Consider the following 15,059-nt stretch of genomic DNA (forward strand, 5'->3'; position numbering starts at 1 on the left):
CATTCCTCTTTCTATTTTTCAAGTAAAGCGACCGCAATCGCTCCCATACCTTCTTCTTGACCAATAAAACCCATTTTTTCCATCGTTGTTGCTTTCAAATTGATTTGATTCATTTCAATTTGGCACGCTTTGGCGATGTTTTCTTTCATTTGTTCTAAGTAAGGTTTCATTTTTGGTTGTTCTGCTAGAATTGTACAATCAATGTTGCCAATAGTAAAGCCGTCAGCTAAAATTTTTTGATTTGCCACATATAATAATTTGATTGAATCCGCATCTTTAAACGCTGGGTCTGTATCTGGAAATAAATGACCGATGTCTCCCAGACCTGCAGCTCCCAAAATTGCATCAGTGATCGCATGAAGCAACACATCTGCATCAGAATGTCCCAATAAGCCTTTTTCAAACGGAAGTTCTACTCCGCCGATAATCAATTTCCGTCCTTTTACTAATTGATGAACATCAAATCCTTGCCCAACTCGTATCATATTTCCTCACCTAACTTCTTTTTCGTTTCACGATTGCTTCACCAATCAGCATATCTTCCGGTGTTGTCAGTTTAATGTTTTCATAACTTCCTAATACCATGGATACAGATAAATTGCTGTATTTTTCAATAAGAGAAGCTTCGTCTGTTCCTAAATAATTTTCTTGTTGTGCACACCTATGAACTGCTAATAAATCTTCTCCATAAAAGGCTTGAGGCGTTTGGATTTGCCACAACGTTTCACGTGGAACTGTTTCTTGAACAATTCCATCAACTACACGTTTGATCGTATCTTTGACTGGAACACCTAAAATAGCTGCTCTGGTTTCTTGTACTTTACGATGTAATAATTTCAATTGCTTCAACGTAACAAATGGTCTTGCCCCATCATGTACCATCACGATGTTTTCTGGATTTAATAAAAATTGTAATCCATTATAGACACTATATTGACGCTCACTCCCACCAGAAACAATTGTTACAGGACTCTGTTTCCTTTTGGTTTCTTTCTTGACCATAGCCCCTAATAAACCTTGTTCATCTTCTTGTGTAACTAAGACAATGTGTTTGCAAGCTGGATCGTTCAAAAACATATTTAATGAATAAGAAATAATTGGTTTACCGACTAGATGAAGTAAAATTTTATTACGGCTGGCTCCCATTCTTCTCCCTTGCCCAGCAGCTAACAAGATAACTTCATAATCTAGTGCTTTGTTTCTATTTTCAGCTTTTCTCATTGGCTTTATGATCTTCTTTACTCTCATCGATCCCGCGTCCAGAGTGAGCAGGTTTTGCAAAAATCATCCGTCCCGCTGCGGTCTGCAAGGCGCTAGTAACAACCACTTGAATATGTTCATTCATATAATGCTGACCATCTTCAACTACAACCATTGTACCGTCATCCAGATAAGCCACACCTTGTTGTCTTTCAGTTCCAGCTTTCACAACCATAACATTCATTGTTTCTCCTGGAATCACAACTGGTTTTACAGCATTTGCCAAAGCATTGATGTTCAATACAGGAACATTTTGGAACTCAGAGACTTTGTTTAAATTGTAATCATTCGTTACAACAACACCGTCTAGCAACTTAGCTAATTTGATCAATTTGCTGTCTACTTCAGAAATATCTTCAAAATCGCCATCATACATTTCAACAGAAATACCCGCTTCTTTTTGCAGTGCATTTAAAATATCCAGTCCACGACGTCCACGTACACGTTTTAAACTGTCACCAGAATCAGCAATATATTGCAATTCATACAATACAAAATTAGGAATCAAAATGACTCCTTCTAAAAATCCAGATCTAGCAATGTCATAGATTCTACCATCAATAATTACACTTGTATCCAAAATTTTATATTTATGAAAATGATCTTCTGCCCTACGTTCTAAAACTTCTCCGTCATTTTCAGTCTGAACTTTCTTTTGCCTTGGAGTGAAAATTTTACGCCACTCATCAATCCGAGTTGTACCCATGCGAAAACCAAGGTAACCAAAAATAATCATAACTAAAATTGGCAATACGCTATTCACAAATGGGATATTCAAGTTATACATTGGAATAGAGATGATGACACCAATAATCAGGCCAATAATCGCACCTACACTCCCAAATAAAAGATAGGTCAAACTCATCTCATTTAATGCTGCTTCTATTTTTTTAACACCTGAAACAATGTACTTTGCTAACCCTAAAGATAAAATAAAGAAAATAAGTGCACCAATTAAACTGTTAGTAAAGTTATTGTTCAGCCATGTATTATCTGCTTGTTTCGCCATATCCCAAGCCATCGGTAACAGTGAGATACCTAGACTTATGCCAACGACGACCATCAGCAGTGTGATGACACGTTTTTGCATAGCTTCATCCTCCTATATACTCATACTTAATTTAAAGAATAGAGGTTGAGATCAGTCCTAAATCTTGTGATGATCTCTCCCCCTCACCTTTATTTGAAAACTTTTCTTAGTGTCTCTCCGATTGTAGCAACACCAACAATCTCGATTCCTTCTGGAGGTGTCCAACCGCCTAAATTATTCTTTGGTACATAAATTTTAGTAAAACCTAGTTTTTGCGCTTCACGTACTCGTTGCTCAATACTATTCACACGACGAATCTCACCGGTCAAACCAATTTCACCAATAAAACATTCTGTTGGTTTTGTACCGTTTTCTTTGTAACTAGAAGCAATACTCACCGCCACCGCTAAATCGATTGCTGGTTCATTGATTTTCACGCCGCCGGCGGCTTTTAGATAAGCATCTTGATTTTGCAGTAGTAATCCGGCACGTTTTTCTAAAACGGCCATAATCAAGGATACTCGATTAAAATCCAGTCCTGTTGTTGTCCGCTTCGCATTCCCAAACATTGTCGGGGTTACCAAAGCCTGCACTTCAACTAAAATCGGGCGTGTGCCTTCCATCGCTACCACAATCGCTGAACCAGTAGCATCAGCTAGCCGTTCTTCTAAAAATACTTGAGAAGGATTTGCAACTTCTTCCAATCCATGCTCTCTCATTTCAAAAATTCCGATCTCGTTAGTTGAACCAAAACGATTTTTTACCGCTCTTAAGATTCTAAAGGTATGATGTTTGTCTCCTTCAAAATACAACACCGTGTCCACCATATGCTCTAACATTCTAGGTCCAGCAATCGAACCTTCTTTGGTCACATGACCAACAATAAAAATCGCAATACCATTTGTTTTAGCAATCTTCAATAATTCAGCGGTTGTTTCCCGCACCTGACTAACACTGCCAGCAACGCTAGTTACATCTGGTTGAGTCATCGTTTGAATAGAGTCGATAATCACGTAATCTGGTTCTAATTTTTCGATTGCTCGAGAAATTTCATTCATATCTGTTTCAGCGTACAAATAAAATTCAGTATCAATCGAACTTAATCGCTCCGCCCGCATTTTGATTTGTTCCGCACTTTCTTCTCCAGAAACATAAAGTACTTTTCCGCCGATTTCTGCAAGTTGTTGTGATACTTGTAAAAGCAGCGTTGATTTGCCGATCCCTGGATCTCCACCAATCAAAACTAATGAGCCTGGAACCACCCCACCACCTAACACACGATTCAACTCTACTAACTTAGTCTTCACTCTAGGCTCTTTTTTAGGAACCACTTCAGCTAGACGTTGCGGTTGTGTTTTTTTACCAGTCAAACTAACTCTGGCACGGCGATCAGATGTATCTTGAATCACTTCTTCGGTCATAGTATTCCATTGTCCGCAATTAGGACAACGACCTAGATATTTTGGGGAAATGTACCCGCAAGTTTGACATTCAAATTGAACTTTAGCTTTTTTTGCCATATGCTATCCCCTTGTTTTAATGTATTCTTTATTTTACCATACTATACGTATCCTAGACTAAGACGAGCCTTTTAAAAAGCTGTTTTACAGCGCATTCCACTTAGTTTTTACCAGAAGAACCAAAACCGCCTGTCCGTTCATTTTCTACGTTATCAACATCCGCTAAAAGAAACGGTTTAAAAATTCCTTGTCCGATTCGTTCCCCTTTTTCGATTACCATATCTTCATAACCGAAATTTAAAAACTGGAACATGATATGTCCTTCATTACCTTCGTTATTGTAATAATCACTGTCGATCACACCTACGCCATTAGCTAACATTAAAAAACGTTTCAATGGGTTCGATGAACGGCTTACTAATTCTAAATATTCATTTTCAGACATGTACGCTTTAATCCCTGTTTTTACTAAAACTGGTTTTGGCGCAATTCCTTGTGCTTGTAATTGCCAAATACTTGGTACGACGACTGTTTCAGCCGCTTCAAAATCGTACCCTGCAGCTCCTTTTGTAGCACGTTGTGGAATTGTAATCCCTTGGTCTGAATAATCAGTTATAACTTCAAATCCTCGTTGTTTCATCAAAAATCTCCTCTACTTGTAAACTATTTCTATTTTAACATATTCCACTGCTTCCCAGTTTAGTTTTATACTATCTTTAATATTCTCTTGTGCTTTTTTATTGTTTTCACATCATTTTAGATCATTTTCTTTATAGACTTGATTTTTAGTCGTTTTTACCACTTCATGTAGAATAAAAGAAAAGAATAAAATCAAACCAGCCACACTGATTATATGAACCTGTTCAACCAACTGAATAGCAGCTGGATTATTTGTCCGATGAGCCGTGATCTGCAAAACAGTTTTAACTGGTAAATTTTCTTGCTCTACAAGCAGCCACAGTACACTCATCAATAACAGCTGATGGGTTACACTGCCTTTGGTTTGTATACTATATTTAGTAATAATTCGCTGATCTTGCGGCAATAATTTCTCTTGATAATAGAGTTGATTCAAAAAATTGCCAGTAGCACTGATACATAAGCTTAGCAAAAAAATCCCCGCTGGAAAAAGTGGTCGAAATAGCAAGAAGAATAAAGACACAATAAAAGCACTGAGCTGGACTATTTTAGGATCAACTTCTGGAAACAGGCGATACAAAAACTTAATAAACACAGCTGAACCAACAATTCCTAAAAGATAAGGAAGATATAAATTAAGAACCAATTGATCTGCCCCTAAACGTAGAGAAACATAAAATGTCCCAAAAAGTAATAGAAAATTCATACACATTCCAACAGCAAATGGTAATAGATTCAACCACAAAGGCAGCTTCCATGTTTTTCTTTGACGATTCAAATACCACGCACTTATCAGAAATAGCACAGAAAATCCCACAATACCAATGTCTAAAAGTTGCGGATTAAACAACAAACGAGCTGAACGAATAAATAACAGTAATACAAAAAAACTCAAAAATAAAAAGAATTCTTTCACTGAAACAACTTTCTGATTCACTTCATTGAAATCAATTTCATAATCTGGATAATGGGTAACTGTATGATAAGCAGCCACATATAGCAGAACATATTCACCTAAAACTAAAGGGATTCTCAATTCCCTTGTCATTGTTAAAGAAGCAATAACTCCACCTAATATCAGTAAAATAAATAGGTACTTTCTACCTGTTAAAGGAAAATATCCTTGCTGTTTTTCATGATAATTAACTGTCGTGTTAGCAGCAGGCAGCCAAGAAGCACTTAGTCCCAGTAGAACAGCAGAAAATAAATAAGCTGGAAAATAAAATTGTCCCATCACTCCAACCAAACAGCCTATCCCGCCAATCAAAATGGAGATAATCAAAATATTAAAACTTGTTAATGCTAGTTTAAAGCTTTTTAACAGGAAAATCCCAGTCATGCGAAAAGTATAAAAAAGAACAAAAGGTAAAATTCTTTCCATTGTTGTTCCATCACTTAAACTCAAAAATAAAAAATAAGGAATAAAGATAATTGTATTAGATAAAATAAACGGCGCAACTTGCAGGCAATTGCGAGCCAATTCTTTTAATTTGGACATTGCTTGATCTCCTTTAAGACGGTTTGTTATGTAGGTAGTCTATCATGTTAAGCAGAAAAGTGAAATCATTCTTCCGACGTAAAAAATCTAGCATAGAGCATTCAGTTAATAACCAAACACTCTATGCTAAATTTTTAGTTATGGATTTTTTCTTTTAACTGGCGTTTTCAACCCAGTGACCTTAATGGAATTTTGAATATCACAATCGGAAAAGTTACTAGTTGTATACTTTTATCAGCCACTTATAATTTAGTCCAGCTTTTAGCTATCAATTTCCCACAATTGTTGATACATCCCAGCATTAAATCGAAGTTCTTTGTGTGTTCCTTGTTCAATTAAATTCCCTTGATGCATAACAAAAATATGATCACAGACTTTAGCAATAGACAAACGATGAGCAATGAACAAAATAGTTTTGTTAGGTAATTGCTTTAAATTTTGCACAATTGCATGCTCTAATAATGTATCCATCCCACTCGTTGCTTCATCCAATATCAAGATTTCAGCATCTTTTAAAAGGGCTCTAGCTAAAGCAATTCGTTGTTTCTGACCACCAGATAAATTTGTGCCTCCTTCTTCAATTAAAGTGTCAAAATTCAATGGTTGTTGATTAACATAATCCATTAGTTGAACCATCTCACAAACTTCAACAATACGTTCAAATGAAGGCAGGTCAGTTAACCCAAAAACCAAATTTTCCATAATAGTTCCATGAAAAAAGAAAGATTCTTGCGGAACATACGTCACATGATCTCTCAAAAAATAACGATCAATCTCTTTCATATTCGTTTTTTGATAGAAAATGTCTCCTTCAGAAGGAGAATGAAAGTGAACTAATAATTTTGCAAGAGTTGACTTACCTGAACCACTAATACCGACAAGTGCAACTTTAGATCCAGCTTTAATAGATACTGATATATTTTGCAGGACAGGCATTTTCATTCCATAAGAAAAAGAAACGTTCTTAATCCAAATACCTTCTTTGAAAATAATGGGATCGACTATTTTGTAGGAATCAGATTTCTGTTGTTCCTCATCAATATAAAAAATTTCATTTAACCGTCGACTTGCCACTTGTGCTGTCTGCATTTTCACTTGCAAATTAATGATATTTTGCAAAGGTTCTGTAAAAAACACAAGTAAAGCATTAAATGAAATCAACTGCCCAAGGCTAATTGTACCACCAATAACCAAATACGAGCCAATCCATAAAATCAAAACACTACTAATCAGTTGAATACAGCGTTTAATCACTTGTTGAATATTGTCCAAATTCGATTGTTTAAAAGATTTTTTCATCAATTGTTTAAATTGTTGATCAACTTTATCATAAACTTTGTCTTCCCCATTATAGGATTTTATTGTTTCTATTCCCTCTATACTTTCGATAATACTCGCATTTAAAGCGGAACCAGCAACCATTTCTTCTTCGTTCGAACGATCAAATGCTTTCACAAATGCTAAAATTGCAAGCAAATAAAAAGGAATAGTACCTAGCGAAATTAAAAATAACAAACGATTTTGAAGAAACAAAATCAAGCCAATAATCACAACCATAGCAATATCCAAGCAAATAGAAAGCGTCACACTCGCCAAAGCATCAATAATTTTATTTGCATCTAAGAAACGAGAGATTATTTCCCCAGACTTTCTTGTTGAGAAAAATGATAAAGGAAGCTTCAATACATGTTTAAAATAACTTAGCATAACTGAAATACTCATTTTTTGCCCCAAAATAACTAACAAATAATTTCGACTATATTCAAAAAAAGCTTGAAAAAAATAGACAAAAATAAGACCAATTGAAATGACATTCAGAGTAGATACCGTACGCCTTGGGATGAAAGAATCAATGATTCCTTGAAAATAGTAGGGACCCAGAACACCAAAAAGTGTGATAAAAGCGGAAGCTAACACAATATACGTAATGATTTTTTTCTGTTTGAATAATATAGGCAAATAAGAAGTCAAATTACCGACTTTTTCGGTAATAGGTTGATATGTTTCGTTTGGAGTCATAAGTAATAAAACACCCGTCCACTGTTGTTCAAACTCTTGTATAGATTGTTTTACTAATCCTCTTTCAGGATCAGCAATAAATAACGTATCTCCTTGAACTTTATAAACAACTACATAATGTAAATAAGATTGATCAATTAATACATGAGCAACCAATGGGAGAGGTAACTCTTTTTCTTTCCAAATAGCGGACTCTGCCTCGACTGCCTTACAATCAAAGTTAAGCTTTTTCAGACAGGTTTTTAATCCGAAAACTGAAGTACCATCAATGTCTGTACCTGACAGTTCGCGTAATTTATTTATTGGAATTTCTGTTTTATAATAGTTTAAAATCATGGCCAAACAAACCACGCCACAATCTTTCTGATCTTGTTGTTTCATTAATTTAATAGCCATTCAAATCGATAAAACCTCTAATCATTATATTGACTACGAATAAATAGTCTAGTATATTTAATATAAAGTAATTAAAGTAGGTTATCAAGTTGGATTTAAATTTTTCTAAAGAGTTGAATGAAAAAGAAATGAAGAAAGTTATTGGTGGAGCTAATAAGGTTGTTATTAATCCTATTGTGATTGGACCGATTGGCGGAAAATTCCCTACAATCAAACACCCAGATCGTACAGGTGTTGATAACTGGGTCAAATGGCCGCAAAACGTTGGAAAACTCTAGATAAAATCACACTAATCTAAGAAAAGTACCTATGCTTTCTTATTATGAAAGTATAATATTTCTAGAGATACCATTTTTTATATTGTTTTATTGCTAAAACATAGCTATTTGGAACATCGACTGATGTTTCATGATTATTTAAAGAATGAGATCTGATTAGGACATACTCTACCAGTTCCCATGGTCACTTAGAATCTGAATAAACGGCTGATACAGAAGTAATCCATTCTGTACCAGCCTTATTTTTGTACAATCAAATATTTTGACAAAAATGAAGTACAAACCACTTTTCCAACCTTTGTTGGCAATAATTAGTCAACCATCAACAAGAGCTCTACACTTTCAATTGTTACCAATACTTACTCTCCAAGCCCCCTATCAAGATTTTCATTCCCAATTATTTTTTGGTACAGTTCTGAATTATTAATGAGTCCACATTTTAAAATTTACAGTAGAAGAACATTTTAGTTGATGTTTCTTCATGACATATTATAATGGGAAACAGCAACAAAAATCGCTTTCACACTTGTCCAAACAAGTTTACAAGAGACCTCATGAAAAAAACTGTGAAAAATTTTACGAAACTTACTTTTAATCTTTTTTTAATCTAATCTTTCTGTTATAATTGTTTTCACATTTACTATACAATAATCCTAGTAGATGAAAGAGAATATCAAAGGAGAGATAGATGTATGAAAACTGTTTACAATTTTTCAGCTGGTCCCGCCGTTTTACCTAAAAGTGTATTGGAAAAAGCACAATCCGAATTGGTGAATTACGAGAACAGCGGCATGTCCGTGATGGAGTTGAGTCATCGTTCCTCCCTTTTTGAAACGATTATTGAAAATGCTGAAACCTTACTCAGAGAATTGATGAATATTCCTGATAATTATAAAGTGCTCTTTTTACAAGGAGGCGCTAGTATGCAATTTACCATGGTTCCTTTGAATTTAGCACAAAATAAAAAAGCTTTGTACGTCAACACTGGTTCATGGGCAAAGAAAGCCATCAGTGAAGCAAAAAAGCTTAGCAATGTTGACGTGGAAGTAATTGCTTCAAGTGAAGACAAAAACTTCACTTATATTCCTGATATCAATAAAGAAGACATTCCACAAGATGCAGCCTATGTCCATATTACGACCAACAATACGATCGAAGGAACAACAATTTATGACCTGCCGGATACAGGTGATGTACCGATTGTGGCTGATATGTCGTCCAATATCTTATCCATTGACTACAATGTCGCTGATTTTGGTTTGATCTATGCGGGTGCACAAAAAAATATTGGGCCTGCTGGTTTAACAGTTGTTATCGTTCGTAACGATTTGATCGGCCAAGTAGACGTTCTTAGCGCCATGTTGGACTATGATATCCATGCCAAAAACGGATCAATGTATAACACACCGCCAACCTACGGTATTTACATGGCTAAACTTGTCTTTGAATGGATCAAAGAACAAGGGGGCCTTGGTCAAATGGAAAAACAAAATAAAGAAAAAGCAGCGATTTTATACGATGAAATTGATGCATCTGACCTATTTTCATCACCTGTAAATAAAAAAGACCGCTCTATCAACAATATTCCTTTCATCACTGGAAACGATGAGCTAGATAAAAAATTCAATCAGGAAGCTCTAGCAGAAGGTTTTGAAAACTTAAAAGGACATCGTTCTGTAGGCGGCATGCGTGCAAGTTTATACAACGCTTTTCCTAAAACTGGTGTTGAAGCTCTAGTTAACTTAATGAAAAAATTTGAAGCAGAAAATGGAGGAAAAAAATAGATGTATGATATTAAAACATTCAACGCAATTGCGCCAATTGGTTTAGCCCGTTTTAATGAAGATAACTTTACAATCAATCAAACGGAATCACCTGCTGGCATCATCTTACGTAGTGAAAAACTCCATGACTATGATTTTCCTGCTTCTGTTTTAGCTGTAGCACGTGCTGGAGCGGGAACGAATAATGTTCCTGTTAAACAATGCACCGAAGATGGAATCGTTGTTTTTAATACACCAGGTGCTAACGCCAACGCTGTAAAAGAACTTGTCATTGCTTGTTTACTTTTATCTGTTCGTCCGATCTTAAAAGGCTCAAACTGGGTTCAGACACTAACAGGGACAGATGCAGAGGAACAAGCGGAAGCACAGAAAAAACAATTTGCTGGTACTGAACTGGAGGGTAAAAAATTAGGGGTAATCGGTCTAGGGGCAATCGGCGCTATGGTTGCTAATGACGCCTATCGTTTAGGTATGGAAGTTACAGGATTTGATCCTTTTGTTTCTGTTGACACCGCTTGGAGTATTTCACGTCGTGTTAAACGAGCGCAAAGCATGGAAGAAGTCTTGAAAACCTGTGATTTTATTACCGTTCACGTTCCTCTATCTGAGAATACCCATCATTTGATTGGCAAAGAGCAATTAGCTCAAATGAAAAAGAATGCCGTCTTATTAAACTTTGCTCGTGGTGAATTAGTGGAAACTACTGCCGTCATTGAAGCAATTACGCAAGGTGAAATCAGCAATTTTGTTACTGATTTTGCTGACGAACGACTATTACACAACGAAAAAATCTTAGTTCTTCCTCACCTAGGTGCATCAACAGAAGAAGCTGAAATCAATTGTGCAAAAATGGCTGCACGCACGCTGAAAAAATTCCTAGAAACAGGTAACATCAAACGCTCTGTTAATTTTCCAACCGTTGAAATGTCCTTCAACTCGCCATTCCGTTTCACTATCGTCCATAGAAACGTTCCGAATATGTTAGGACAAATCTCAACAGGAATCGCAAATTTAGAGATCAACATTGATACGATGATCAACCGCAGTAGTGATGATTATGCCTATACAATCGTTGATATTTCTGAAACAGACGAAGCAAAAATCCATGCCGCTGCTGAAAAAATTCAAGCAGCCGAAAATATTATCCGTGTACGGACGATCAAAAATACTGAGGCGGTGAGTTATTAATGGTTACAATCCATCCATTTAAAGGTATTCGACCAAATGCTGAATTTAGCGAAAAAATTGCTACATTACCTTATGATGTGCTTAATTCTCAAGAAGCACGGGATCTTGGGGAAAACAATCCCTATTCCTACCTGCATATTGATAAATCAGAGATCGATTTACCAGAAAATCTTTCATCATATGACGATAAAGTATATGAAAAAGCTACTAGTAATTTAAAGGAATTTTTACAAAAAAAATGGTTGATCCAAGATTCTCAACCACTCTTATACCTTTATGAATTAACAATGAATGGTCGGGCACAAACAGGTCTTGTGACTTGTACATCAATTACTGATTATACTGAAGGTAAAATAAAAAAACATGAGTTTACCCGCCCAGAAAAAGAAGTAGATCGCATTCGACATATTGAAGCTTGCGATGCGAATACTAGCCCGATTTTTCTCACTTATCGAAGAAACAAACAGATCCAAACATTAATGGATAACTGGAAAAAATCACATGATCCAGCTTATGATTTCACTAGTTTCCACGAAGTGACACATCGTGTTTGGCTTGTAGATACGCCAGAAGTAATCGAAGAACTAGTCACAGTTTTTGCTCAAGATGTGCCAGCTTTATACATTGCAGATGGTCATCACAGAACAGAGTCAGCTGTAAAAGTAGGACAAAAGAAAAAAACAGCCCGAATGAACTCAAGTGACACAGATGAGTTCAATTACTTCCTATCTGTCATTTTTCCAAAAGAAGAATTGGAAATTTTAGATTATAATCGCGTCTTGAATGTACCAATTGAAGCAGATTTCTTTAAACGTTTAGAAAAAAACTTCACTGTGGTAAAAACAACTTCAGGAAAACCGACTGAATCAAAAACCTTTGGTATGTATTTAGACGGTCAGTGGTTTGCTTTAACTGCTAAAGAAACAATTTTTTCTACTGATCCAGTGGATGGATTAGATGTTTCTTTGCTTCAAAATCATGTGTTTGCTGACATTTTTGATATTCAAGATGTGCGCACAGATAAACGCATCGATTTTGTCGGTGGGATTCGCGGGATGAAAGAGTTAGAACAGTTAGTCGACAGCGGACAATGGTCAGTGGCTTTTGCTGTTTATCCAACTACCATGGATGACTTACTAAACGTTGCGGATGCAGGTAAAATCATGCCGCCAAAATCAACTTGGTTCGAACCTAAATTATTAAGTGGATTATTTGTGCACGATTTAGAGACAAATTAAGCAGAAAGCTGTAAAATAGAAGAATAAAACTCTAAGCTTGGACAAAAGCAGAATTTTTGTCCAAGCTTTCTTGCAAATACACTGCTAGACAGAAACGAGGTCAACCATGCGAAACCAATTAAAAGAAGCAAAAAGAATCGTCATCAAAGTAGGAACAAGTACTTTGATTTATCCAAATGGAAATATCAATTTAAGCGCCATCGACCAATTGGCATTTACCTTGACTGATCTAAGCAACCAAGGTAAAGAAATTATTTTAGTTTCTTCTGGTGCGATTGGTGTTGGCTTAAATAAGTTAAATATGAGTAAGCGTCCCTCGACCATTCCAGAACAACAAGCAGTTGCTGCAGTTGGACAAGCGGAGTTGATGAATATCTATAACCAACGCTTTTTAACTTACAGTCAGCAAATCGCTCAATTACTATTGACTAGAGACGTGATTGAATATCCAGAAAGCCGCAAAAATGTAACCAATACGATGGAACAATTACTGCAAATGGGGATCATTCCTATCGTCAATGAAAACGACACGGTAGCTATTGATGAATTAGATCACTTAACTAAATTTGGTGATAACGATCAACTATCGGCAATCGTTGCCCAACTGATTCAGGCAGATGCTTTAATCATGTTATCTGATATCGATGGTTTCTTCTCTGATAATCCAAATACAAATAAAGATGCAACACTTTTTTCTGAAATAAATGAGATCAATGATGAACTTTTACAATTAGCTGGCGGAAAAGGCAGCCGTTTTGGAACTGGCGGTATGTACAGTAAACTAAAAGCAGCCGATCGAGTTCTAGAACATAATGGTGCCATGATTTTAGCAAATGGTCAGAATCCTAAAATTATTTTTGATATTTTAGATGGTGAAATGATTGGTACTTTATTCAATCGAAAGGAGAAAGTTCAATGACTGACTTAATTCGTTTAGGCAAACAAGCCAAAGAGACAGCCTACAAACTAGGTTTGATGGACACAAAAACAAAAAATGATTTATTGTTGCATATGGCGGATGAACTAGAAAAAAACACAGTAAAAATCTTAACTGAAAATGAAAAAGATTTAGCCACAGCAAAAGAAAATGGCATCACAGAAACCATGCTAGATCGTTTGCGACTAACTGATGAACGTATCAAAGATATGGCAGATGGTATCCGTCAAGTAGCGACTTTACCTGACCCTATCGGCGAAGTGGATAAAATGTGGAAAAACGAAGACGGTCTAACGATCGGCAAACAACGAGTACCGCTTGGTGTAATCGGCATTATCTATGAATCTCGTCCAAATGTAACAACGGATGCGGCAAGTCTATGCTTTAAAACTGGAAATGCTGTAATTTTACGAGGTGGAAAAGAAGCTTTTCATTCGAATCAAGTGTTAGTAAGCATTTTACAACAGGCATTAGAGCAAAAAGATGCTTCTCCTTTTGCCATCCAATTTGTTAATGATACCTCTCGGGAAACCGCTCAAGAGTTGATGAAATTAAATGACTATCTAGATGTTTTAATCCCTCGTGGCGGTGCAAACTTGATCAAAACAGTCTTAACCACCGCAACCGTTCCAGTGATCGAAACAGGAACTGGCAATTGTCACGTGTATATCGACAAAGATGCCCAATTAGAGATGGCCACAAATATCATTGTAAACGCAAAATGCCAACGTCCTTCTGTTTGTAATTCAGCAGAAACATTATTGATCCACAAAGATGTAGCAGCGAATTTCCTACCTGTAATTGAAAAAGCACTGAATGAATATAATGTAGAATTACGTGCAGATGAACGAGCACTAGCGATTTTTGAACAATCGATCCCAGCAACAGAAGAAGACTGGGCAACAGAATTCAATGACTATATTCTAGCGGTTAAAGTAGTTGATTCTTTAGATGAAGCGATTCAGCATATTAATCAGTACAACACTAAACATTCTGAAAGTATCATCAGTGATAATTATTTTGCTACACAACAATTTTTACAACAAGTTGATGCAGCCGCTGTTTATGCTAATGCTTCTACACGCTTTACGGATGGTTTTGTTTTTGGCTTTGGCGCAGAAATTGGCATTAGTACGCAGAAATTACATGCTAGAGGTCCGATGGGATTAGAAGAACTAACTTCTACGAAATATATTGTTTATGGTGATGGACAGTATCGAAAATAGAATATACTTAGAAAAAGCAGGTATACTTTTAATCAAAAGTATACCTGCTTTTTTATTGGGAGCATGGACTACAGTTCCAAACTCAATCGTTATTTAAAATCAACGA

General features: G+C 36.0%; 13 protein-coding genes. 6 read left to right on the forward strand and 7 right to left on the reverse strand.

Features of this window, described 5'->3' with window-relative positions:
* Positions 1-11: 11 nt before the first annotated feature.
* The 7 genes from ispF to BCR23_RS08915 form a co-directional block, all read right to left on the reverse strand.
* The gene (gene ispF, locus BCR23_RS08885; protein WP_069635137.1) at positions 12-485 is read right to left on the reverse strand and encodes a 2-C-methyl-D-erythritol 2,4-cyclodiphosphate synthase; all 474 of its coding nucleotides are present in this window, start codon (positions 483-485) and stop codon (positions 12-14) included.
* A gap of 10 nt (positions 486-495) precedes the next feature.
* Complete coding sequence (gene ispD / locus BCR23_RS08890) at positions 496-1,248, reverse strand: 2-C-methyl-D-erythritol 4-phosphate cytidylyltransferase (RefSeq protein ID WP_338030592.1); 753 nt, start codon at positions 1,246-1,248, stop codon at positions 496-498.
* A complete protein-coding gene (locus BCR23_RS08895) occupies positions 1,208-2,350 on the reverse strand; it encodes a PIN/TRAM domain-containing protein (RefSeq protein WP_069635139.1) in 1,143 nt (380 codons plus the stop codon). The genes ispD and BCR23_RS08895 overlap by 41 nt, the downstream gene beginning before the upstream one ends.
* An 89-nt stretch (positions 2,351-2,439) precedes the next feature.
* A complete protein-coding gene (radA, locus tag BCR23_RS08900; RefSeq protein WP_069635140.1) occupies positions 2,440-3,810 on the reverse strand; it encodes a DNA repair protein RadA in 1,371 nt (456 codons plus the stop codon).
* A gap of 100 nt (positions 3,811-3,910) precedes the next feature.
* On the reverse strand, positions 3,911-4,390 hold the full coding sequence (locus BCR23_RS08905) for a dCTP deaminase/dUTPase family protein (RefSeq protein WP_069635141.1): 480 nt from the start codon (positions 4,388-4,390) through the stop codon (positions 3,911-3,913).
* Between the two features lie 111 nt (positions 4,391-4,501).
* A complete protein-coding gene (locus BCR23_RS08910) occupies positions 4,502-5,887 on the reverse strand; it encodes a hypothetical protein (RefSeq protein WP_069635142.1) in 1,386 nt (461 codons plus the stop codon).
* Positions 5,888-6,148: 261 nt separating this feature from the next.
* Positions 6,149-8,302: a peptide cleavage/export ABC transporter gene (locus tag BCR23_RS08915; protein ID WP_069635143.1), complete on the reverse strand. Its 2,154-nt coding sequence runs from the start codon at positions 8,300-8,302 to the stop codon at positions 6,149-6,151.
* A gap of 89 nt (positions 8,303-8,391) precedes the next feature.
* On the opposite strand from BCR23_RS08915, the gene BCR23_RS08920 reads away from it, so the two are divergent.
* From BCR23_RS08920 to BCR23_RS08945, 6 genes are all read left to right on the forward strand, one after another.
* Positions 8,392-8,580 carry a bacteriocin gene (locus BCR23_RS08920; RefSeq protein WP_069635144.1) on the forward strand — a complete coding sequence of 63 codons (189 nt, stop codon included), beginning with the start codon at positions 8,392-8,394 and terminating at the stop codon, positions 8,578-8,580.
* A gap of 692 nt (positions 8,581-9,272) precedes the next feature.
* Complete coding sequence (gene serC / locus BCR23_RS08925) at positions 9,273-10,364, forward strand: 3-phosphoserine/phosphohydroxythreonine transaminase (RefSeq protein WP_069635145.1); 1,092 nt, start codon at positions 9,273-9,275, stop codon at positions 10,362-10,364.
* Positions 10,365-11,552: a phosphoglycerate dehydrogenase gene (locus BCR23_RS08930; RefSeq protein WP_069635146.1), complete on the forward strand. Its 1,188-nt coding sequence runs from the start codon at positions 10,365-10,367 to the stop codon at positions 11,550-11,552.
* On the forward strand, positions 11,552-12,790 hold the full coding sequence (locus tag BCR23_RS08935) for a DUF1015 domain-containing protein (RefSeq protein WP_069635147.1): 1,239 nt from the start codon (positions 11,552-11,554) through the stop codon (positions 12,788-12,790). The genes BCR23_RS08930 and BCR23_RS08935 overlap by 1 nt, the downstream gene beginning before the upstream one ends.
* Before the next feature lie 106 nt (positions 12,791-12,896).
* Positions 12,897-13,709 (forward strand): glutamate 5-kinase, encoded by an 813-nt coding sequence (gene proB / locus BCR23_RS08940; RefSeq protein ID WP_069635148.1) that lies wholly within the window; start codon positions 12,897-12,899, stop codon positions 13,707-13,709.
* Entirely contained in the window at positions 13,706-14,953 is a 1,248-nt protein-coding gene (locus tag BCR23_RS08945) for a glutamate-5-semialdehyde dehydrogenase (protein WP_069635149.1), read from the forward strand. Before proB ends, BCR23_RS08945 begins: the two co-directional genes overlap by 4 nt.
* The last annotated feature ends 106 nt before the right edge of the window (positions 14,954-15,059 follow it).

Origin of the sequence: Enterococcus quebecensis, from assembly GCF_001730365.1 — a bacterium.
GTDB classification, from domain to species: domain Bacteria; phylum Bacillota; class Bacilli; order Lactobacillales; family Enterococcaceae; genus Enterococcus_L; species Enterococcus_L quebecensis.

What these genes read in the sequence shown, in the direction of transcription:
- ispF (WP_069635137.1), bottom strand. Translation starts at nt 485, where the DNA reads ATGATACGAGTTGGGCAAGGATTTGATGTTCATCAATTAGTAAAAGGA.
- radA (WP_069635140.1), bottom strand. Translation starts at nt 3,810, where the DNA reads ATGGCAAAAAAAGCTAAAGTTCAATTTGAATGTCAAACTTGCGGGTAC.
- BCR23_RS08910 (WP_069635142.1), bottom strand. Translation starts at nt 5,887, where the DNA reads ATGTCCAAATTAAAAGAATTGGCTCGCAATTGCCTGCAAGTTGCGCCG.
- proB (WP_069635148.1), top strand. Translation starts at nt 12,897, where the DNA reads ATGCGAAACCAATTAAAAGAAGCAAAAAGAATCGTCATCAAAGTAGGA.
- BCR23_RS08915 (WP_069635143.1), bottom strand. Translation starts at nt 8,302, where the DNA reads ATGGCTATTAAATTAATGAAACAACAAGATCAGAAAGATTGTGGCGTG.
- BCR23_RS08895 (WP_069635139.1), bottom strand. Translation starts at nt 2,350, where the DNA reads ATGCAAAAACGTGTCATCACACTGCTGATGGTCGTCGTTGGCATAAGT.
- serC (WP_069635145.1), top strand. Translation starts at nt 9,273, where the DNA reads ATGAAAACTGTTTACAATTTTTCAGCTGGTCCCGCCGTTTTACCTAAA.
- BCR23_RS08905 (WP_069635141.1), bottom strand. Translation starts at nt 4,390, where the DNA reads ATGAAACAACGAGGATTTGAAGTTATAACTGATTATTCAGACCAAGGG.
- BCR23_RS08945 (WP_069635149.1), top strand. Translation starts at nt 13,706, where the DNA reads ATGACTGACTTAATTCGTTTAGGCAAACAAGCCAAAGAGACAGCCTAC.
- ispD (WP_338030592.1), bottom strand. Translation starts at nt 1,248, where the DNA reads ATGAGAGTAAAGAAGATCATAAAGCCAATGAGAAAAGCTGAAAATAGA.
- BCR23_RS08930 (WP_069635146.1), top strand. Translation starts at nt 10,365, where the DNA reads ATGTATGATATTAAAACATTCAACGCAATTGCGCCAATTGGTTTAGCC.
- BCR23_RS08935 (WP_069635147.1), top strand. Translation starts at nt 11,552, where the DNA reads ATGGTTACAATCCATCCATTTAAAGGTATTCGACCAAATGCTGAATTT.